This window comes from Streptomyces sp. NPDC045701, from assembly GCF_056432045.1.
On sequence record NZ_JBWKJV010000019.1, the window covers coordinates 34,797 to 55,698 of the forward strand.

Consider the following 20,902-nt stretch of genomic DNA (forward strand, 5'->3'; position numbering starts at 1 on the left):
CCGCGCCCAGGGCCGCTCCTGTGCTCACGTAGGTGTACGGCCCGAGGCGAAGGCGATCCGCCCGTGGGCACCCCCCTCCAACTCGAACCGGACGCGTCACATCACGCGGCGCGCACCGGCGTCCGCCCCGCGCCGTCCAAGCGCGTGTCCCTGCCCCTTCTCCTCTTCACCCTGTGCGCCGTGCTCGTGCTCTCCATCGTCTGCGGGGCGGGGATCGGGGCGTCAGGGCTGTCGTGGGGCGAGGTGCTGCGTCATCTGTGGGCCGGGCTGACAGGCGGAGCCATATCCCGGGGCGAAGTCCCGGCGTACACCATCGTGTGGGAACTGCGCTTTCCACGAGCCGTGCTGGCCGCCGTCGTCGGGGCCGGCCTGTCGGCCACCGGTGTCGCCGTGCAGGCCATGGTCCGCAACGCCCTCGCCGACCCGTTCGTCCTCGGTATCTCCTCGGGCGCGGCCGTGGGAGCCAATGCCGTCCTCCTCTTCGGAGCCTTCGGCGCTCTCGGTCTGTGGGCCCTGTCCACGGCGGCGTTCCTCTCCGCGCTTCTCGCCATGACGCTGGTGTACGTGATCGCCCGCACCGCTGATGGCCTGACTCCGCTGCGGCTCGTCCTGACGGGTACCGCGATGTACTACGGCTTCTCGGCCGTCACCACGTTCATGGTGTTCGCGGCCGAACGCGGCGAGGCGGCCCGCTCCGCCATGATGTGGCTGCTCGGCAGCCTCGGCGGAGCCAGCTGGGCCTCCGTGCCGATCGCCGCGGAAGCCGTGCTCGCCGGCCTCGCCCACCTCACCGTGTCGGCGCGTCGCCTGAACGCCCTGGCGATGGGTGACGAGACCGCGGCCGCCCTGGGGGTGGACGCGGGGAGGCTGCGCAAGGAGCTGTTCCTGGTCTGTGCCGCCGTCACGGGGGCCGTGGTCGCGGTGAGCGGTGCGATCGGTTTCGTCGGCCTGATGGTTCCGCACGCCGCACGGATGCTGGTCGGCGCGGACCACCGCCGGCTGCTGGCCGTCGCCCCACTCGCGGGCGCCGTCCTGCTGATCTGGGTGGACATCCTGTCGCGCGTGGTGCTCGCGCCCGTCGAGCTGCCGGTGGGCGCACTGACCGCCGTCATCGGCGTGCCGTGCTTCGTCCTGCTGATGCGCCGCCGCTCCTACACCTTCGGAGGCGCGTGATGCGAGTCGAGACAGACGCGCTGACGGTAGAGATCGCCGGCAGGCGGCTGGTGGAGGAAGCCACGCTCCGAGCGGGCAGCGGGCAGGTCGTCGGCCTCGTCGGGCCCAACGGCAGCGGTAAGTCCACCCTGTTGCGCTGCGTCTACCGGGCCCTGCGCCCCTCGTCAGGCACGGTCCGGCTCGGCGGTGAGGACCTGCACTCCCTGAGCGCGCGCGAAGGCGCCCGCCGGCTGGCCGCCCTGCCGCAGGAGGCGGTCACCGAGTTCGACTTCACGGTCGCCGAGGTCGTGGCGATGGGGCGGCTGCCGCACCAGGGGTCGGTGGCCCGGACCACCGATGAGGACCGGAAGGCGTGCGAGGCCGCATTGGTGAGGGTCGGCGCCGGTCACCTCGCCGACCGCGGCTTCCTCACCCTCTCCGGCGGCGAGAAGCAGCGGGTCCTGATCGCCCGCGCGCTCGCGCAGCAGCCGCGCGTACTGGTGCTCGACGAGCCCACCAACCACCTCGACATCGCTCAGCAGTTGGAAGTGCTGGCTCTGGTGCGAGCCAGTGGGCTGACCGTGCTCACGGCGCTGCACGACCTCAACCTCGCCGCGCTCCACTGCGACCTGCTCCACGTCATCGACAGCGGCCGGATCGTCGCCTCCGGCGCCCCGCACGACGTGCTCACACCCGAGTTGCTGGCCGAGGTCTTCGGCGTACGGGCGCACCGTGTGCCGCATCCGGAGTCCGGCGCCGTACAGCTGCTCTTCGACCGTCTCCTGCCCACTCAGCCCGCTCCTTGAGGAGTCATGACCAACATGCCGAACCTCGTACGCCCCGCCGTACTCGCATTCGCCGCCGCCCTGGTGCTCACCGGATGCGGCGCGGAGGTCACCGCTCAGGACGGGGAGAGCGGTGGTGCCACGGCACGTGGCGGCCGCTATCCGGTGACCATCGAGAACTGCGGCCAGGAGAAGAGCTACGACAAGGCGCCACAGCGCGTGGTCACCAATGACGTCGGCATCACCGAGATCATGTTCGCGCTCGGACTCGAGGACCATATGGCGGGCTACGTCATGCCTGACGACAGGGGCGATCTCACGTCCGTTCCGTGGAAGGACGGCTACCGGAAGACGACGTGGCTCTCGAAGAAGACGATCAACAAGGAGCTGGTCCTCGACGCCCGCGCAGATCTGGTCTTCGCGGGCTGGAACTACGGCTTCAACGAGGGGGAGGGCTTCAGTCCCGCCGAGCTGGAGAAGGTGGGCATCGACTCGTATCTGCTGAGCGAATCGTGCCGCAACGGGCAGGGAAAGGCACGCGGGGTGATGCCGCCGCTCGAAGCGCTGTACACCGATCTGCGAAACCTGGGAAAGATCTTCGATGTCGAGGACCGTGCCGAAGCCCTCGTCGCGGACTTCCAGAAGCAGGTGGCCCAAGCGCAGGCGAAGGCCCTCAAGGGCGCTGACCGCCCCCGCGTCTTCCTCTACGACGACGGGCGGGACAAGCCGCTGACCTCGGGCCTGTACGCCGGGCCGCACGACATCATCACCAGAGCGGGCGGCGATCACGTCATGAAGGACCTCAAGGACAGCTGGGCGACGGTCGGCTGGGAGACCGTGGTGGAGCGTGACCCCGAGGTGATCGTCATCAACGATTACGGAGACACCACCGCGGACCAGAAGCGGAAGTTTCTGAAGTCCTATCCGCCGCTCGCAGGCGTCTCGGCCGTCAAGAACGACCGGATCGTCGTCCTTGACTACGCGGAGCTGGTGGAAAGCCCGCGCAATCCCGCGGCCATCGCCTCACTCGCCGCGGACCTGAGGAAATTCGCTTCGTGACCTGACCCGCAGAGGTACTTCGGCCGCCGCCTCAACATGTGGGCGGCGGCGCCAGCCGCCGCAGCAGCGCCACATCGGTCCACCCGGCGGCAAACACCGGACCGGCTCTTATGGCGGAAGCCTGCGCGCCGGGCGAGGGACCGCTGCCCTCTCCGGCGGATCCGCGGGCACTGTTGGTCGTGACGCCCGTTCGACGCTGTGGGCGCCGGCACGCGGGGCAACGAGCCGATGAACGGCTCCTGACCTGGCCTCTTCCGCGGCTCGTGCACGCCGACATCTTTTCGCTGGCGCCCCACGCCGAGTGCGTGGCGATCCTGGAGCCGGTGAAGCAGGATGCCTGATCCGCGGTTTGGCCGGTGCGCATGATGGGCGTGTGGGCGTTGCGGGCGATATCTCGACGCCGGGATGACGCATGGTCGAGCCCGTTCCGATGGGTTGTCAGGTCGAGTTTCGCGCAGGTGGCGGCGGGCGCAGCCCGCCCGCACGGGGATTCGCTTCGAGGTTGTTGCCGGCGTCCGGCCGATGGACCGGACCCCGGCATCCTCTTCGGCCTTCCGGGCGCCGTTCCCGGCCGCCGGACGGCATGCCCGTCCGGCCGCCCCTCACGTGACCCCGCGTCAGCCGCCTGGGATCCGGGCCGTGGGCGGATCAGAGCTGGAACTCCGCAGGAGACACTCCCAGCACTGTGCATGCTTCCCGGATGATCATTTGCTCGGCCTGGGAGAAATCGCCGTCGGCCCCGGCGATGACGATGCCGGTCTGGATCACCGCCCTCGCTTCGGCCGGCTTCTTGGCGGTCTTGGCGATGTCCTGCATCGCCTCGGCCTTGCCCTGCGGGAAGTTGTGGGTCAACTGGTCCACGTGCTTGTTGAAGCGCTGGCGCAACTGCTCCGACGGGAAGTTCTGCAGCACCTCATTGCTGAGGATCATCGACTCGACGCGCTGCCGCTCGGCCGGGTCCACACGTCCGTCCGCGGCCGCGACCAGTGCGCACATCGCCATGCTCGCGTCCCGGTACGCCCCGCTCTTCAGCTCGGTCTTGAGGGAGCCGAGCTGCGTCTTCAACGCGCTTACCAACTGGGCGCGTGAACCACCGCCGGACCCCGTGCCGCGGCTCGGTCCGTGGGCCGTACCGCCTCCGCGCTGTGCCTGCTGAAGATTCTTGGCCTGGTCCTTGAGCCGGTCCCACATGGCCATTGACGTCACCTCGGTATCCCTCTGAGTCGTCGCTCACGATTCCGCTCGCGCGTTCACCTGATCAACGGCTGCCTCCAGGCGAAGGTTCCGCAAAATGCGCCCGCCCTCCCGGTCAGGCTTCAAGGCGGCAGGGAACCGGTGGGAGGTCTGGAAGGGGTTCACCGCCGTGTCCTGGGGCCGCCGCCAGGTCCACCGGATCGAGAGCCCGACCCGATGAAATGTCCTCGGCGATCACCACACGCACGGCAGCCCCCGTCAGGGCTCCGCGACGAGGGACTGTGCGAGGCACGGGGGCCGAGCGATATCTGCGCTCGCGAGCGGAGAATTTGGCGGACGGCGTAGTGAGGCTTATTGCGGCAACGGCCGGAGTGGAATTATGCGACGGCCGCAGACCGTTGCGGCATGCTACTGTGGATCTCAGTTGCAGTTGTGGTTCCCGAAACTTCAAGTGCCCTCACTCGGTTCTACCGGTGGGAGCGCTTTTTTATTTCCGGTCATTTCCGGCGGGGTAATCATCGCGGCGACACGGTGTCCGCACAGTGCGGATTCCGATGTACTGCCCCAAAGGAGAAATGACATGGCTACTGGTACCGTGAAGTGGTTCAATGCGGAAAAGGGCTTCGGCTTCATCGAGCAGGACGGTGGCGGCGCTGACGTGTTCGCCCACTACTCGAACATCGCCGCCCAGGGCTTCCGTGAGCTGCTCGAAGGCCAGAAGGTGTCCTTCGACATCGCGCAGGGTCAGAAGGGCCCGACCGCCGAGAACATCGTTCCGGCCTGACGCTGACGCACCTTTCGTAGCTGGGGCCCGCATCCTTCGGGGTGCGGGCCTCAGCTGCATGTGTCCCGTGGGACCGACCGGCGCGCGCCGGTCGGTCCCACACTGCTTGTGACGGGTTCCCGCGGCCCGCCGCCATCGCACCGGAGAGCGCCCGGATGGAAGCCCGGCGCGTCAACGCCGCATACCTCTGCGCCGCCGGACCATCCCGTCCCACGCCCGCAGCGTGGGACGAGCGTTACCGTCGCCATTGGCGGCTGGTGCGCGAGCGAGGCAGGCACAGGAGGCGGACCTTGGGAAGCATGGGCGCTTCTTGCGTGCGGGCGAGCGGAGATGCCCAGGGGCGCTCGCTCGGGACCCGCCTCCCCGAATGCCGTCCGGGCGAAATCTCTTAGCATGAGCGCATGATGACCGGTGACGCCCAGGAGGCCCGGGGAGGACGAGAAGCCGTGTCCCGCGACCCCGCGGAAGTCGAACGCATTCATGTCGCCTCGACGCGTGAAGAATGTCGTGAAGACCGGCTGCCCCGTGCATCACGAGGTGACGACGCGGGCGAAAACGCTCACCCGGTCGCGGCTCTGCTGGAGCGGGCGGCCGACCTGGCCGAACCGATCAAGCCCAGGTTGCGCGGCTGGCTCCATGCCGGAATGGTCCCCGCCGCGCTGGTCGCAGGCGTCGTGCTCATCTGCCTGGCCCGTACTCCGCAGGCGGCCCTGGCCTGCGCCGTCTACTCGGTCACCGCCTGGATGCTGTTCGCGACGAGCGCCATCTACCACCGCGGCACCTGGGGCGCCCTCGGTGAGGCTGTTCTGCGCCGCCTCGACCACGCCAACATCTTCCTCATCATCGCCGGTACCTGCACCCCCCTGGCCGTGCTCCTCCTTCCGGCGGAACAGCGTTCCATGCTGCTGTGGATCGTGTGGACGGGCGCATCGGCGGGCATCGCGTTCCGGGTCCTCTGGGTCCAGGCTCCGCGCTGGCTGTACACCCCTTGCTATCTGGCCCTGGGGTGGGCACCGGTGCGCTACCTGCCCGACTTCCTGCACGCCGGCGGAGCGGCCGTACTCGCCCTGATCGTGGCCGGCGGTCTCCTCTACAGCGCGGGCGCGGTCGTCTACGCCCTCCAGCGCCCCGATCCCTCGCCCCGCTGGTTCGGCTTCCACGAGGTGTTCCACTCCCTGACCGTGGCAGCCTTCACCGCGCACTACATCGCCATCTCCCTGGCCGCCTACTGACCGTGACGGGCTGGGCGACCGCCGAGGCATCGCCCACGCGAGAGAGCCGTCCGCCCTACCGGCCCGCAAGTGGGTTGCTCTCCCGGGGTGTGACGTCTCGTAGGCAGGTAAGGAGGGAGGAGCGAGAGAAGAACGAGACAGCGGCCTTCGGCCGACCTGTGACAGAGGGGGCCCCGTGTTCGAGGCGGAAGACGTCAGGGAGTGGCGTGGTCACCCTGTGGTCGACCACGAGCGGCACAAGATCGGCGTCCTGGAGGCGGTCTACGTCGACACCGCCACGGACCAGCCCGCGTTCGCGACGGTCACGGTCGGCCTGCCGACCCGGCACCGGCTGGTGTTCGTCCCCCTGGCCGGCGCGACGGTCGGTCCCGGGTATCTGAAGGTCGCCTACGACAAGAAGCGGGTCAAGGAAGCGCCTTCGATGGGCACGGACGGCGAACTGCTCGCGGAGGACGAGAAGGCGGTTTTCGCACACTACGAGCTCGCCCACCGAACGGGTGCGGGCGGCGAACGCCGCCTCGCCCGCCGCTGATGCACCACCGACTTCCCCCACTTCGAGGTGACACGGATGGCTCTCTTCCTCCTGCTGGTCATCGTGGCCATCGTGCTCGGCATCATCGGAGTGGTGGCGAAGGGCCTGTTCTACCTGTTGGTCATCGGTGTGGTGGTCCTGGTGGCCGACTTCGTCCTCCTCGGCCTGCGCCTGGGCCGCCGCCGGAGGAACCCGCCCCGGTGACGCGGCCCCTTCGGGGCAGAGCGCCCCGCTTCGCCCGCCCCGGGTGGTCGACACCGAACGGGGTGGAGCGGTCATCGAGTCATTGCCCCGGAGCGGTCCGCCCCGTCCGCGATGCGGCGGAGGCATCGGCGAGGTCGGCGCCGGTGTCGGCGTCCCGCCGGGAGTGGCCGACGCCGTGCCAGTCCAGGCACATGACGGTCGCATCGTCCTGCAAGTGACCGTGGTTGGCGTCCACGACCGCCGCGATGAGGGTGCGGGCGGCCTCACGCGGATGCAGCGCGCGAGTACGGACGATCAGGTCCTGCAGATCGAGGCTGTTGGCATTGCGCTCCAGCATGCCGTCGGTCAGCATCACCAGCCGATCGCCCGGCCGCAGGTCCAGCGACTGGACCCGGTAGGTATGAGGGGCATGGAAGCCGAACGGCATATCGATCTCCGGACTGACCTCCCGCACCCGGCCGTCGCGCATCCGCAGCGGCCAGGGGTGGCCGGCGTTGATGAACTCGGTCCTGCCGTCGAGCAGGCTGATGCGAAGGAGCTGGCCGGTGACGTAGGTCTGGCGGCCGTGCTCGCGCATGGCCAGGTCGGCCTGGCGGGCCTGTTCGGCGAGGTCGGCACCGGCCCGCCGCGCCCGGCGCAGGGCACCCACCAGGAGAGTCGCCAGCAATGCGGCGTCGACGTCGTGCCCCATGGCATCGGTGACGGAGAGCTGCACCGTGTCCCGGTCGATCACGTAGTCGAAGGTGTCGCCCCCGACGTGATCGGCCGGCTCCAGCGCCCCGGCCACCGCGAACTGCGCCGCCTCACACGCCAGCGACGCCGGGAGCAACCGGTGCTGGATCTCCGCGGCCAGGCTCAGCGGGCTGGTGCGGCGGCCCCACTGGTAGACGTCCGTGAAGGACCGGTTCGCGATGACGATGTACGCCAGGGCGTGCGCGGTCTCGCCGACCTCCCGCATCATCTCCGCGTCCGGCGCCGCGGGGAGGAACAGCTCCAGGAGCCCGATGGCGTCCCCGCGGTTGGTCACCGGCGCGACGATCCGCACCAGCGCGCCCTTGCCGTGGTCCTCCACGCTCGGCCGCTGGGTGCGGATGACGTCGTCGTACAGGGTGCCCCGCAGTCTGATGCGCCGCGCGGGTTCATCGGTATCGACGCTGCCCGCCGCCCCCAGCCGTACGACCGATCCGCCGGTGAAATCGGTGATCAGGAACGATACCGACGCGGCCCCGAGGTGCTCCTTGAGCATGCGCGCGACCACGTCGAGCGACTCCACGGGCGCCGCGCTCTCCGCCGCCGCCAGCGCCCCCGCCAAGGTCATCGCCCTGCCCCGGCCGCCCCCGTTCTCAGAAGCGCGAGGGTTGGCCGCACCGTCCCCGTCAGGTTCACGTACGGTCACGGCGACTCCTCGCTACTGGCTGACTCTCAGGGCTCCGTCCCGGCTGCGCGACGGGCGCGGACCGGTGCCGGGCAGATGTCATTGCACCACATGGCGCCTGCACGGATGAGCCTCTCACCGGTGACCGTGGTGCCCGGCCGAGACGCCTGCCACACCACGATTCGCATGTTCGCCGGCGAACTGCGAGCGGCTCCCCCGACCGTCTGGTGCTTCTGCGTGAGCGGCCTGCTGCCTTCGAGGTGGAGGCGCCGACTCGGGTATGCCTGACGCTTTCGGCGTCGGTCCGGAAGCGAACCGGTGCCCTCGGTCCCCGCCGGCCGGCCTGCCCGGAATCCGGCCGTCCGGGTTGGCGTCGTGACGTGCACGGAAGCGTTGCGACACCGCTTCGAGGAAACCGTCGGCATCGGACGCAAGACGTCACCGGTCGACGTCCGGACGGACGCCGGCGCCTCTCCCTCACGGATGAGCCGATCGGGGAGGGGCGCGCCCGCGGGATTGCGCGAGGCCGCCCGCCGCTGAGGTGCGGCTACCTGGTCGTCGCGGGCCGGCACGCGACGGTCCCGTGTGTCGCCACGACCCCGTTCGGCCGGCCCGGGCAGGCACCGGCGCGGGCGCACCGGTTCCCCGTCATCGCCGGCCGGCCGGGCCGTTCCGATCGGCTCTGCCTGGTCAGTGGCCGGGGAGAAGGGTGCGCACCTGATCTGCGACCCGGTGGCGGATCCGGACACCGCGGTCCGGTCTCGTACGATTGCACCTGACGATGGGCTGCGTGGTGAAGTCGGGGCGGGCGCGCCGCTGATCCTTGTCCGACCCGCTGACTGCCCCGAAGGTCCCGGCGTTCGCGCGCCGGGGACGCTCGGGGTGTTCCAGCAGGCGTGGACCGGCTCATCCTGCGCATACGGGCGTGAGGCATTGACCAATGCCGCACGGGATGATGGCCTGCCCGGTGTCCGGGGCAGACGGTCGACGAGGGGGCGACATGACGGCTGAGCTTGAGCGGCGGCGGTCCACGAGCGAAGTCAGTCGGTCCGCAGCGGTGCATGACACCGACGAGGACCTGTCCTTGCTCTTCGGAACGTCGACCGCGCTGTTCGCGTCCATGGCGGGGCCCGCTCACGTGCTGGAGGCGGCGAACCCGGCCTTCTTCACGGCGATCGGGGGCGGAGGGCGGGAACGTACCGGCGTGCCGCTGGTGCAGCTCATGCCTGAGCTGGCCGCCCAGGGCTTCATCGAACTGCTGGACCAGGTGTACCGGTCGGGGGAGCGGCACGTCGGCCGGGACGCCCGCGTCGTCATCGGCGTCGGCCCGGACGCCCGCGAGGCGTACTTCGACTTCACCTACGAGGCCCGTCGCGACACCGGCGGCAACGTCATCGGCGTGCGGATGATCGGCGTGGAGACCACTCAGGTCAAGCACGCCCGGCGACTGGCCGCCGAGCAACGCGCACTGCTGGAGCAGATCGCCCGCCAGGCGCCGCTGCCGGACGTGCTGGAGGGGATGTGCGGGACGATCGAGAAGCTGTCGCCGGAGGTGCTCGCATCAGTCCTGCTGGCCGACGAGGACGGCCGCCGGCTGCGCCACGGCGCGGCTCCCGGCCTGCCCGACTTCTACAATCAGGCCATCGACGGCATCGCCACCGGTGAGGGCGTGGGCTCCTGCGGCACGGCCGCCCACCGGCGCCGGAACGTGATCGTCAACGACATCGCCACCGATCCTCTGTGGGACGACTTCCGCGACCTCGCCGCGCAGGCGGGACTCGCGGCCTGCTGGTCGACGCCGATCCTCGCCCGTGACGGGCGGCTCCTGGGCACCTTCGCGATGTACCACCGCACACCGCGGGCTCCCCAGGACACCGATCTCGCGCTGGCCCGGGTGTTCGCCGACACCGCCGCCCTCGCCATCGAACGCCAGCACGTCGAGCAGGCCCGGCAGGCGGCTGACGCGAGGGAGAAGGCGGTCCGCGACGACCTCGCCTTCCTGCTGGCCGCCAGTACCACCCTGGCTGATCGGCTGGACGAGGAACAGACACTGCGGCGCCTCGCCGCCCTGTCGAGCCCGGCCCTGGCGCCCTTGGCCGCGGTCGATGTGGTCAAGGCCGGACGTGTGTACCGGGTGGCGACCGCCGCGCCGACCGAGGAGGCGCGCAGCCTGCTCGCCTCCCACACACCGGTCCGCGCCGCCGAGGACGACGCCGTGGCCCGCGTCCTGGCGTCCGGCTTGACCGAAGTGGCCCGCCGCACCCCGACCGGGCCCGGCCCCTGGCGGGATCTGGGCGTCACCGGCTACGTCTGCGTGCCCCTCGTGGATTGCGGGCGGACCTTCGGCGCGCTGACCCTGTTGTCCACCGACGGGCACCTGTTCGACGGTCACCGGGTCGCACTGGCGGAGGAACTGGCCCGCCGCGCCGCCTCGGCCGCCCACAACGCACGGCAGTACGCGCAGCGCGCCGCTCTGGCGCGGGACCTGCAGACCGGGCTCTTGCTGCCTGAACTGCCCGACATCCCCGGTGCCCAGCTCGCCGCCTTCTACCATCCGGCCGGCGAAGGGCTGGAAATCGGCGGTGACTTCTACGACGTCTTCGCCCGCGGTGAAAACAGCTGGGCCTTCATCCTCGGCGATGTCTGCGGGCGCGGAGCCATGGCTGCCACCACGACTGCCCTGGTCCGCCACACCGCCCGTGCGGTCGCCTGCCTGCTCGACGACCCCGTCGACATCGTCAAGGCCGTCGACAAGGCTCTGAACGAACGGTATGCCACCCAGAACAACGGCTTCGTGACCCTGATCTACGGCCACCTCACGCCGACCGCCGACGGACTGGCCGTCGACCTCGTCCGGGCGGGCCACACGCCACCCCTCCTGCTGGACACCGATCACGTGGTCGACTCGGTCGAAGCGTCCGGCGGGCTGCTGGGCATCGGCATCCCGCCCAGACTCACCGCGCGCCGCTTCACTCTGCGTCCCGCCGAGAGCCTGCTCCTGTACACCGACGGCATCACCGAGTGCCGGACCGCCGGCACCGAACAGTACGGTGACAGCCGACTGGCCAAAGCGCTGGCCTCCGCCCCGCGTCGGCCGACCGCCACCGACATCGTCCGAATCGTGGCGGAGGACGTCCGCGGCTTCGTGGAAGGCCGGGAGGTGGAGGACGACCAGGCCGCTCTGGTCATCACCGCCGACGAGCCGGCGCCCTGCCGCGAGTGACCATCCGTCACCACCCGGCCGGTGGGGCGATCGCCAGGGGCGCGCCGTCCACGTCCCGTACGAGCCCCGGGAAGGCGGTCGGGGCCGGGGTCGCGGTGGTACGGCCGTCCTGGTCAGGGGAGGCCGCCACCTTCCGTCAGGGCGAAGCGGTGCGGGTCCAAGGCGTGCGGCCCGCCGCCACCGACCGGGCACGCTCGGCCGACCGGGGGCGGGCTCAGCTCCCCACCGCACGAGGCCGGCCCGTTGCGGGGCGGTGTGCGAACTTGTTCCGTCGCGCCGGTGCGTGCGGACACCCTCGGCTCGGTGCCGTGCCGCCGGTACGTGTACGTGGCGTCGACGACAGGCCGGGCATGAAGCCGCGGACTCGGCGGACGGGTCGTGTGGTGGAGGTGCCCCGGGCCACCGCCGTCCGGACCGCCCCTGTTCCTCCGCGGTGGGCGGTGGCCCGAAGGCGAGAGGCGTCAGTTTTCGGAGAGCACGTCCTGGACCGTCGCGTGGAGCGTCAGGACGGACGTGAGACGGGTGAGTTCAAGGATGCGTCCGACCTCGGGTTGGACGCCGGTCAACGCGAACCGGTGCCCGGCGTCCGTCCGGCGGCGGTGGATGTCGACGAACGCTCCGAGAGCGCTGGAGTCGCAGAAATCCACATGAGTCAGGTCCAGGACCAGCAGCGGGACGTTCTGCACCTCCGCAGTGGTGAGATGCCCCAGCAACTGGGGCGCGGTGTGGAAGTCGATGGGGCCGTCCACGGTGACGACCGTGTGCCGGGGGCCGCGATGCGATGCGAGGGTCAGGGTCGGCCCGGTGGGGAGCAGGGTGCCGGGGTCAAGCGGGGGTGAGCTGCCGGCGGGCTCCCGCGCCTCGGAGTCGGGTGAGGGGATCATCTGGGGCGGCTCTCCTGCATCCGGGGCGAACGAGTCGGCTGGTGGTCCTGGTGCCGGTCGAGGAGCTGACCGGGGTAAGTCGTCACGAGGCGTTGACCTCCGCCCACACCACTTTCCCTCCGTCGATCCAGCGGGTGCCCCATCGTTTCGCGATGGCGTCGACCAGGAAGATGCCCCTGTGCCCGAACTCCCCGGGTGGGGAAACGATCAGACGAGGCTCCTCGGGACTGCTGTCCGTGACCTCCAGGACGATGCGTTCACCAGCGCGCCGCAGCTCCACACGCAGCGGTGTTCTGGCATGACGGACGGCGTTGGCGACCATCTCGTCCGCGATCAGCATCATGTCGTTCGCCAGATGCCGCAGGCCCCACTCGCACATGGTCTGGGACACCAGGTCGCGGGCGTCGGGGACCGCGCCGGAGACCGGGGGGTAGTCACGAGCGACCGCGACCACTTGGTGCGACGCGTCCTCGGGCCGGTGCAGGTACAGCAGGGCGATGTCGTCGTCCTGCTGCTCACCGGCCAGGGCGTCCAGCCACGAGTCGCAGTCCGCCTCGATCTCGCCCACTGGCCCGGCCAGCAGCTCGCGCAACCGACGCAGCCCCTCGTCGATGGGGCGACTGCGGCTTTCGACCAGGCCGTCGGTGTACAGCAGCAGCCGCGAGCCGGGCGGCAGAGGGACTTCCTGTTCCGAATAACGGCGCCTGCCCACCCCCAACGGCGGTCCCACCTGCTCGTCCAGGAACCTCACACTGCCTCCCGGATCCCGCTGGGCCGGAGGCAAGTGCCCGGCCACGGCGGCGCGCAGCCGGTCCCGGGGCGTGTCGAGCACCGCGTAGACGCAGGTGGCGATGGAACCGGGGGCGATGTCGTCCACGAGGACGCTCAGCTGTTCCAGTACCTCGGCGGGTGCGAGCCCGAGCTGTGCGTAGGCGCGGCAGGCGGTGCGGATCTGACCCATGACGGCCGCCGCCTTGACGCCTTTGCCCATCACGTCCCCGACGACGAGGGCGACCTGGCCCTCCGGGAGCGGTATGAGATCCACCCAGTCCCCGCCGGCGCCGCGGTTCCGTGCGGCGGGCAGGTACCGCGACGTGCTGGCGATCCCTTCCAGGCGCGGCAGAGCCGGCAGCAGGTGACGCTGCAGCTCCATGGCCGCTTCCCGCTCCCGGCGGTAGGACTGGGCGTTCTGCAGGGCCACGGCGGTCTGCGCGGCGACGCCGGTGACCAGGCGCTCGTGCCGTTCGGTGAAGACCCCCCGCTCGGGGTGGCCGAAGAAGAACCCGCCGAGCACGGTCCCCCGGGACATCACCGGAACGGCCAGATAGCTGCGGACCGGCAGGTGCCCTTCCGGCATGCCCTGGTGCGGTGCGTTGTGCCCGTACCGCGGGTCCGCGGTGATGTCGTCGGACCGGACCACGCCGAGACCCCGGAAGGTCTGCTCGAAGACCCGGGTGTTGCGCGGCATGGGGAACTTGTCGAAGGCCGACCGGTCGACACCGGAGATCACATAGAGCAGGTACGACTCCCCGGTCTCGCCCAGCACGTTGTAGAAGAAGGCGCCGAACGCCGCGCCGGACAGACGGGTGGCGGCGTCGGCCGCGTGCTGGACCAGCGCGTCGAGGTCCAGTTCCGCCGCCAGCACACTGCCCACCTCCTGCAGCAGCTCGACGATCGCCGCTTCCTCGCGCAGTTCCCGCTCCCGCTGCTCCAGTTCCCGCTGGGACCGGCGCAGCTCCGTCGTGGCGGAGCGCAGCTCGGTCACCACTGTCTGCAGCTGGGCGGCCCGCTGTGCCGCCAGGTTCTCCACGCCCTCCAGGAGGGCGCGCGTCGCTCGCGCCTCCACTGTGGGGGACGGCCGGCCGGCGGACAGCAGTGCCAGGCGCGTGCTGCCGGTGACGGTACGGAAGAGCGTGGCGGCCCCGGCGGGCAGCGGAACGCGGGAGAACAGCACGACCGCGAACTGCTCACCAGGCGACAGGGGCCCGCCGAACGCCAAGGCGGAACGGACGCCCTGCCCCGGGAGGAGCTCTTCCAGCCTGTGCGCGTGCTCGTCGGACACGTGCACGACCTCGATGTCGCTTTCAGACCGGGCGGCGCCGTCCACGTCCTCGGTCGCGACCCCCAGGTGTTCGAGCAGCCGACGCACCAACGGTGCCTCGTGGGCGGCCCCGGACGACGCGGGCACGTACAGCGGGGCCGAGCCGTCCGCGCCGGGCCACCGCATGGACGGGCCGCGGTACCCCACCGGGGTCGGACGCCACCCGTTCTCGGCGGAAGGCTCCGTGACCGCCGGGTCCGCGTCCCCCGGCCCGGTGAGAAAAACGCCCACCGCAGGACAGGCGCGGCCGTCACGCTCGTCGACCAGGCTGTCGTAGAAGAAGTCGGCGACCACTTGTGCCGCCGCCTCCGGTGACGGCGCACCGGTGACGGCTTTCCGCACGCGGGCGCCGCATCGGGCGGTCTCGCTGAGGCCGAAAGCCGACAGGTCGAACCGGGCGTCGTGCACTTCGCGTCGCACCTCGATAACCGAAATTGGTGGGGCCATGGACGAACAGCAGGAACACGGCCCTCACAGATTAGACCTTGGCCCGCTCGAGCTGTGCCCCGATGCGATGCCGCCGTCCCGGGACCCGGCCGCTCCGCCCGGATCCGGCGTGAGCCGTGGTCAGGGACGCTGCACGGTGAAAGCGTCGTCGATGGTGGCGTGCAGGGTGAGCACCTGGTCAAGGCCGACCACCTGGAAGACCCGGGTGAGGTTGTGGTTGAGCCCGGCCAGGCTGAAGGAACAGCCGGCCGCCTCGGTGCGGTGGTAGGCGGTGACGAGCACGGTGATGCCGGTGGAGTCGCAATAGGTGACGCCGGAGAGGTCGATCACCAGGGCGGTGCCGGCGGAGAGGGAGACATCCTCCAGCGCCTGGGTGAGCTGGGGAGCGGTGTGATGGTCGAGTTCGCCGGTCACCGTCAGCACGACGGTGCCGGACTCGCGGGGCTGGTGTTCGACGGTCAGGGTGGGCTCGGTCACCGGTTCTCCTGAGGGGTGATGCAGGCGGTACGGGCGGACAGGGCGAGGAAGGTGCGGTGTGGTCGCCGACTCCCGGTCCCAGGCTGTTGAGGAGGCCGTCCACGGTGTGCGGCGAGCGGTCCGCCGACGGGGAGCCCGCGGTCGCGAGACGGCGGCGGGACGCTCCTGGCCGGGCGGGCGCACGCCGGGTGTGCGGGCCCGGTGAGGCCGTCGCGTGCAGCGGCCGGGCCGGTGCCGGGGGATGGCCACCGCCGCCGGGCGGCGTGATGGTGCAGCGGCGGTCGGCCGCCGACGGGAGATTCTCTCCAGGGCATGGCGGGGCCAGGTGTGCGCGGTGGGGTACTCGCGGACCGTGGCCGTACATCTGTCCTCGCCGGACGTCATGGTGAGGGGACGTGGCGACGCTTTCGTCCTCATGGCCCGCCCCCTCCTGAGTGAGTGGTTTTTTCACCATGCCGAGTGCTGGCACCTCCGACCGGTCTGTCTATCCTACGGAGCGATCCTTACCGCGAGGACAGATCGGTCGCGGCGCCGGCGGACGGACATGCCGCGCGGGGGCGCTGCTCGTGCCGACGACGGTGCGCGGACGCCGCCTCGCCTCGGACGCGGGGACGGTGTCGCCGCGGTGCGGTCGACGCGGTGGCTGAGGTTGGGTGGCGTGATGAAAGGGTTTCCTGTGGCAGGTTCCGCGGGTGCTGAGCACCGGCCGTCGAGCGCGGCGGCCGATGTCTTCGCCGCCGACGCTGAGATCGGCGGCGATCTTGCCGCAGTGGACTGGGCCGCGACCCCGCTGGGACCGCCGGACGGCTGGCCGCAGAGTCTGCAGACAGCGGTGAGCATCCTGCTGTCGTCCCGGTTCCCCATGTGGATGGCTTGGGGGCCCGAGCTGACGTTCTTCTGCAACGCCGCCTACCGCCGGGACACCCTGGGGCAGAAGTACCCCTGGGCGCTGGGCCGTCCGGCGAGCGAGGTGTGGGCGGAGATCTGGGACGACATCGGCCCGCGCATCGGCACCGTTCTGGCCACGGGCGAGGCCACGTGGGACGAGGCGCTGCTGCTGTTCCTGGAGCGCTCGGGCTACCCGGAGGAGACGTACCACACGTTCTCCTACAGCCCGCTGCGGGACGATTCCGGCGCGGTGGTCGGGATGCTGTGCGTGGTGAGCGAGGAGACCGAGCGGGTCATCGGCGAGCGGCGCATGGCGACGCTGCGGGACCTCGGTTCGGATCCCAGCGTGGTGCGGACCGAGGAGGAGATGCTGGCCTTCGCCGCGCATCAGCTCGGCCGCAACCTGCGTGACCTGCCCTTCACGGCGACGTACCTGTTCCAGCCGGACGGGGGTACCGCACGGCTTGCGGCGTCCGCCGGTCTGCCCGGCGAGCACCCCGCCGCGCCCTCCGTACTGTCACCCGGCGACGGGGACGCGCTGTGGCCGGCCGAAGCGCTGGCCCGGGGCGAGTCCGCGATCGTGCCCCTCGACGGCGGTGGGTTCGGCGCTCTGCCCACGGGGGCGTGGCCGGAGCCGCCCGCCGAGGCCCTGGCGGTACCGCTGCTGCAACAGGGGGGTTCCCCTTACGGGTTCCTGGTGGCCGGACTGAACCGCTACCGAAGCCTGGACCCGGGCTACCGCGGTTTCGTCGAGCTGGTCGCCGGACACATCGCAGCCGGCATCTCCAGCGCGCGCAGCTACCAGGCCCAGCAGCAGCGGGCCGAGGAACTGGCGGAGCTGGACCGGGCGAAGACCACTTTCTTCTCGAACATCAGTCACGAGTTCCGCACCCCGCTGACGCTGATCATGGGGCCGGTGGAAGAGCTCCGCACGCACTTCGACGGGGGCGACCCCAGGGTGCGCGACGAGCTGGAGGCCATTCACCGCAACGGTCTCAGACTGGGCAAGCTCGTCAACAGCCTGCTGGACTTCTCCCGGATCGAAGCCGGACGGATGCGCGCCAGGTACGAGCCGGTCGACCTGGCGGCGGTCACGGCCGAGCTGGCCAGCGTCTTCCGCTCGGCGGTGGACCGGGCGGGACTCGCCTTCGAGGTCGACTGCGCCCCGCTGGACGCGCCGGTGCACATCGACCGGAGCATGTGGGAGAAGGTCGTCCTCAACCTGCTGAGCAACGCACTGAAGTTCACCTTCGAGGGATCCATCCGCGTCTCCGTGCGTACCGAGGCCGGCCAAGCCGTGGTCACGGTCGCCGACACGGGCATCGGCGTGCCCGCCGAGGAGATGCCCAGGCTCTTCGAACGTTTCCACCGCATCGAGACAGCCCGCTCGCGATCCAACGAGGGCAGCGGCATCGGTCTCGCTCTGGTCAGGGAGCTGGTAGGGCTGCACGGCGGCACCATCGCCGCCGAGAGCGAGGTGGGCGAGGGCACCCGCTTCACCGTCCGCCTGCCTTTCGGTACGGCACATCTGCCCGCCGACGCCCTGGCGTCGGACGCTTCCACCGCGGCTGTCTCGGGCAGCGCCGAGCCCTACGTCGAGGAGGCCCTGCGCTGGCTTCCCACCGACAAGTCCGGCGTGGAGCCGGCCGTGGTGGCGGCGACGGGCGACGCGGGCTACACGTCGGGACCCGTCGTGTCGGCGCGGGTGCTGATCGCGGACGACAACGCCGACATGCGCGAGTACCTCACCCGAATCCTGAAGGGTGCCGGGTACCAGGTGCAGGCGGTCACCGACGGGCACGAAGCCCTGCGGGCCGTCCGCGCGGACGCTCCCGACCTGGTGGTGAGCGACGTGATGATGCCGCGCCTGGACGGGCTGTCCCTGGTGCGGGAGCTGCGCACGGACCCGCGTACCGCGGCCGTGCCCGTGCTGCTGCTGTCCGCCCGGGCCGGGCAGGAGTCGTCCATCGAGGGTCTGCAGGCGGGTGCCGACGACTACCTCGTCAAGCCGTTCGTGGCCGCGGAGCTGCTGGCCCGGGTGCGGGCCAACGTGGAACTGTCCCGTTTGCGAAACCACCAGGCCCGCTGGCGTACCGCGTTGGTCGATTCCCTGCAGGAGGCGTTCTTCGTCTGTGACGAGGAGGGCGCGGTCGTCGAGATCAACGCGGCGTTCACCGACATCCTCGGCTACGGCTCCGAGGACCTGCCCTACAGGCCGATCCACCCCTGGTGGCCGAAGGCCGACAGTGATCCGGAGGGTCACGCCCAGGTCGGCCGCGCGTTCGCCGGACTGATGGAGGAGGGACAGGGCCGCTACACCATCCCCGTCACCCACCGTGATGGGCACCGGCTGTGGATCGACGTCGCCTTCAACCACGCCCAGGACCCGGACAGCGGCCGCCGCGTGGTCGTCGGCACTTTCCGGGACGTCACTGCCGAGCACTACGCCATCCAGCGCGACAGCGCCCTGGCGGCGCTGAGCCTCGGAGTCTCCCGAGCCACCAGCCTGCCCGAGGCGTTGACCGGCGCCCTGATCGCGCTCAAGGAACTGTGGCGCGCCCGACAGGTTCTGGCGGTCGTCTTCGGCCATCACTCGGAACCCGTGGTGACCGCCGCCACGGCCGACGCCCCCGACTGGCAGGAGTTGCCCGCCGCCCTGCGCGAGGCACTCATCGCCCTGCGCGAACGGCCGCCGCTGACCCCGGTCACCGACCACACCAGCGCGGGCGTCACCCTGGAACATCCCGACGGCCCCATGGCGCTGTGGGTGGATCTCGGCGCCAGCCGACCGTTCACCGACGAGGACCAGCTGCTGCTGTCACTGCTGGCCGGACACCTGGCTCAGGGCCTGGTCCGCGTCCATCAGATCGACCAGCAGCGCGAGACAGCCATCGCCCTTCAGCGCGCCATCCTCGGCCCCTCACACCTGCCCGACGGTTTCGCCGTCCGCTACGAACCGGCCACCCAGCCCCTGGAGGTGGGCGGTGACTGGTACGACACCGTGGCCCTTCCCGACGGACGGATCGGCATCGTCGTCGGCGACTGTGTCGGCCGGGGACTGGAAGCGGCCAGCGTCATGGGCCAGCTGCGCAGTGCCTGCCGGGCCCTGCTGTTGCAGGACGCCAGCCCGGCCCAGACCCTCATGGCTCTGGACCGCTTCGCCGCAGGCGTGCCCGGTGCGCTGTGCACCACCGTCTTCTGCGGCGTGCTCGATCCGGTGACCGGCCGGCTGACCTACTCCAGCGCCGGACACCCGCCGGGCATCCTCGCCCACCACGACGGCACCACCCGCCTGCTCGAGGAGGGGCGGTCCCTGCCCCTGGCCGTGCGGCCCGGCAGGGCGCGCCCCGAGGTCGAGTGCACGATTCCGGCCCGCGCCACCCTGCTGCTGTACACCGACGGCCTCGTCGAGCGGCGACGGCGACCGCTGAGCGCGGGCATCGACGAGGCGGGCGAAGCCGTCCAGGCCGGCAGGGACGCCGCCGTGGACGACCTCGCCTCGCAGGTCATGACGCGGTTGGAGCCGGTGAACGGCTACGACGACGACGTCGCCCTGCTGTTGTACCGGCACCCGGCCCCCCTGGAGATGACCTTCCCCGCCGAATCGTCACAGCTGGCACCGGTCCGCCAGGCTCTGCGTACGTGGCTCGAACGGTGCCAGCTTCCCCCGCAGACGGCGCAGAACATCCTGGTCGCAGCCGGCGAAGCCTGCGCCAACGCCGTCGAACACGGCCACCGGCACACCCCGGGTGAGCCGGTCCGGCTGCGGGCCGAGGCGTACGTGGACGACCTGCGCCTGGTCATCGCCGACACCGGGCAGTGGAAGACCCCGCAACCCGAGGCCAACGCCCACCGCGGCCGCGGCATGACCCTGATGAAGGCCATGATGCAGCACGTCACCGTCACTTCCGGCGCAGCCGGTACCACCGTCCAGATGCACACAAGGATCGCGTGATGACCACCCCGCTCACCCTGACCCCGGGCCGGCGTCCCGACGGCACCGCGCTGATCACAGCCGTCGGTGAGATCGACATGACCAACACCGACGCCCTTGCCGAGGCCCTGGACACCTCGCAGGGCACGGTCGTCCTCGATCTCACCGGCGTCGAGTACCTGGACAGCGCCGGCCTCAACGTGCTCTTCTCCCACGCCGACCGCATCGAACTCGTCGCCACTCCGCTGCTCGCCCCCGTCCTGACGATCTCGGGACTCACGGACCTCACCACTGTTCACGGCCTGTAGCGGATCCCGCGGCCGCCCTGCCCGCACCCGCGAGGTGCGCGGGGAGCGGACCCGCCGGTCGGCCGGCTTTTCCGGACGGAGGTCCGTCGGGCGGGGCGCGTCGGGGGAGACGGACGAGGCAGTGACGGTCCGTCCCCCTCCCTGGCGACACCGCGACGCGTCCCCGCGACCCTGACAACGGCGCCACATGGTCGCGGGCCGTACGGCCCCAACAGCCCTGGCGCGGGGAGCGTCACCTGCGGTGGGCGTGTCGCGGTCCGTGTTCGTCTTCCCGCGCGGCTTTGCTGCCCGGCTCTTGACGTGCCCCTGGCGCAAGTGGCTGT

At 70.8% G+C, this 20,902-nt stretch carries 16 protein-coding genes; 10 read left to right on the top strand and 6 right to left on the bottom strand.

The features are described from left to right. The first annotated feature begins 144 nt into the window (after window positions 1-144). Genes AC07DW_RS20485 through AC07DW_RS20495 form a run of 3 tightly spaced genes read left to right on the top strand, consistent with a single transcriptional unit; the run spans window position 145 to window position 2,996 of the window. A complete protein-coding gene (locus AC07DW_RS20485) occupies window positions 145-1,173 on the top strand; it encodes a FecCD family ABC transporter permease (protein WP_478859151.1) in 1,029 nt (342 codons plus the stop codon). After that, window positions 1,173-1,958, top strand: coding sequence for an ABC transporter ATP-binding protein (locus tag AC07DW_RS20490; protein ID WP_478859077.1), 786 nt, complete (start codon window positions 1,173-1,175; stop codon window positions 1,956-1,958). The genes AC07DW_RS20485 and AC07DW_RS20490 overlap by 1 nt, the downstream gene beginning before the upstream one ends. Window positions 1,959-1,973: 15 nt before the next feature. After that, window positions 1,974-2,996, top strand: a complete 1,023-nt coding sequence (locus AC07DW_RS20495) for an ABC transporter substrate-binding protein (RefSeq protein WP_478859152.1) — start codon at window positions 1,974-1,976, stop codon at window positions 2,994-2,996. Between the two features lie 648 nt (window positions 2,997-3,644). On the opposite strand, the gene AC07DW_RS20500 is transcribed toward AC07DW_RS20495, so the two are convergent. Next, window positions 3,645-4,193, bottom strand: a complete 549-nt coding sequence (locus tag AC07DW_RS20500) for a tellurite resistance TerB family protein (RefSeq protein ID WP_478859078.1) — start codon at window positions 4,191-4,193, stop codon at window positions 3,645-3,647. Between the two features lie 577 nt (window positions 4,194-4,770). Between AC07DW_RS20500 and AC07DW_RS20505 the strand changes: the two genes are divergently transcribed. From AC07DW_RS20505 to AC07DW_RS20520, 4 genes are all read left to right on the top strand, one after another. Continuing rightward, window positions 4,771-4,974, top strand: a complete 204-nt coding sequence (locus tag AC07DW_RS20505) for a cold-shock protein (protein ID WP_004986771.1) — start codon at window positions 4,771-4,773, stop codon at window positions 4,972-4,974. A gap of 401 nt (window positions 4,975-5,375) precedes the next feature. Next, complete coding sequence (trhA, locus tag AC07DW_RS20510) at window positions 5,376-6,206, top strand: PAQR family membrane homeostasis protein TrhA (protein WP_478859079.1); 831 nt, start codon at window positions 5,376-5,378, stop codon at window positions 6,204-6,206. A 175-nt stretch (window positions 6,207-6,381) separates the two neighbouring features. After that, window positions 6,382-6,738: a PRC-barrel domain-containing protein gene (locus tag AC07DW_RS20515; protein WP_478859080.1), complete on the top strand. Its 357-nt coding sequence runs from the start codon at window positions 6,382-6,384 to the stop codon at window positions 6,736-6,738. A gap of 36 nt (window positions 6,739-6,774) precedes the next feature. After that, entirely contained in the window at window positions 6,775-6,942 is a 168-nt protein-coding gene (locus tag AC07DW_RS20520) for a hypothetical protein (RefSeq protein ID WP_478859081.1), read from the top strand. A 79-nt stretch (window positions 6,943-7,021) separates the two neighbouring features. Here AC07DW_RS20520 and AC07DW_RS20525 read toward each other — a convergent pair whose 3' ends face one another. After that, window positions 7,022-8,260 (bottom strand): PP2C family protein-serine/threonine phosphatase, encoded by a 1,239-nt coding sequence (locus AC07DW_RS20525; protein ID WP_478859082.1) that lies wholly within the window; start codon window positions 8,258-8,260, stop codon window positions 7,022-7,024. Window positions 8,261-9,317: 1,057 nt separating this feature from the next. Here AC07DW_RS20525 and AC07DW_RS20530 point away from each other — a divergent pair. Further along, a complete protein-coding gene (locus AC07DW_RS20530; protein WP_478859083.1) occupies window positions 9,318-11,540 on the top strand; it encodes a GAF domain-containing SpoIIE family protein phosphatase in 2,223 nt (740 codons plus the stop codon). A gap of 7 nt (window positions 11,541-11,547) precedes the next feature. On the opposite strand, the gene AC07DW_RS20535 is transcribed toward AC07DW_RS20530, so the two are convergent. The 4 genes from AC07DW_RS20535 to AC07DW_RS20550 all read right to left on the bottom strand — a co-directional run bounded on the left by AC07DW_RS20535 (window position 11,548) and on the right by AC07DW_RS20550 (window position 15,449). Continuing rightward, on the bottom strand, window positions 11,548-11,670 hold the full coding sequence (locus AC07DW_RS20535; protein WP_478859084.1) for a hypothetical protein: 123 nt from the start codon (window positions 11,668-11,670) through the stop codon (window positions 11,548-11,550). 331 nt (window positions 11,671-12,001) lie between these two features. Continuing rightward, window positions 12,002-12,424 carry an STAS domain-containing protein gene (locus AC07DW_RS20540; protein WP_478859085.1) on the bottom strand — a complete coding sequence of 141 codons (423 nt, stop codon included), beginning with the start codon at window positions 12,422-12,424 and terminating at the stop codon, window positions 12,002-12,004. 82 nt (window positions 12,425-12,506) lie between these two features. Then, on the bottom strand, window positions 12,507-14,945 hold the full coding sequence (locus AC07DW_RS20545; RefSeq protein WP_478859086.1) for an ATP-binding SpoIIE family protein phosphatase: 2,439 nt from the start codon (window positions 14,943-14,945) through the stop codon (window positions 12,507-12,509). Between the two features lie 147 nt (window positions 14,946-15,092). After that, a complete protein-coding gene (locus AC07DW_RS20550) occupies window positions 15,093-15,449 on the bottom strand; it encodes an STAS domain-containing protein (RefSeq protein ID WP_478859087.1) in 357 nt (118 codons plus the stop codon). Window positions 15,450-16,125: 676 nt separating this feature from the next. Between AC07DW_RS20550 and AC07DW_RS20555 the strand changes: the two genes are divergently transcribed. Both AC07DW_RS20555 and AC07DW_RS20560 read left to right on the top strand, forming a co-directional pair. Next, complete coding sequence (locus AC07DW_RS20555; RefSeq protein WP_478859088.1) at window positions 16,126-20,292, top strand: SpoIIE family protein phosphatase; 4,167 nt, start codon at window positions 16,126-16,128, stop codon at window positions 20,290-20,292. After that, entirely contained in the window at window positions 20,292-20,579 is a 288-nt protein-coding gene (locus AC07DW_RS20560; protein ID WP_478859089.1) for an STAS domain-containing protein, read from the top strand. The genes AC07DW_RS20555 and AC07DW_RS20560 overlap by 1 nt, the downstream gene beginning before the upstream one ends. Window positions 20,580-20,902: the final 323 nt, after the last annotated feature.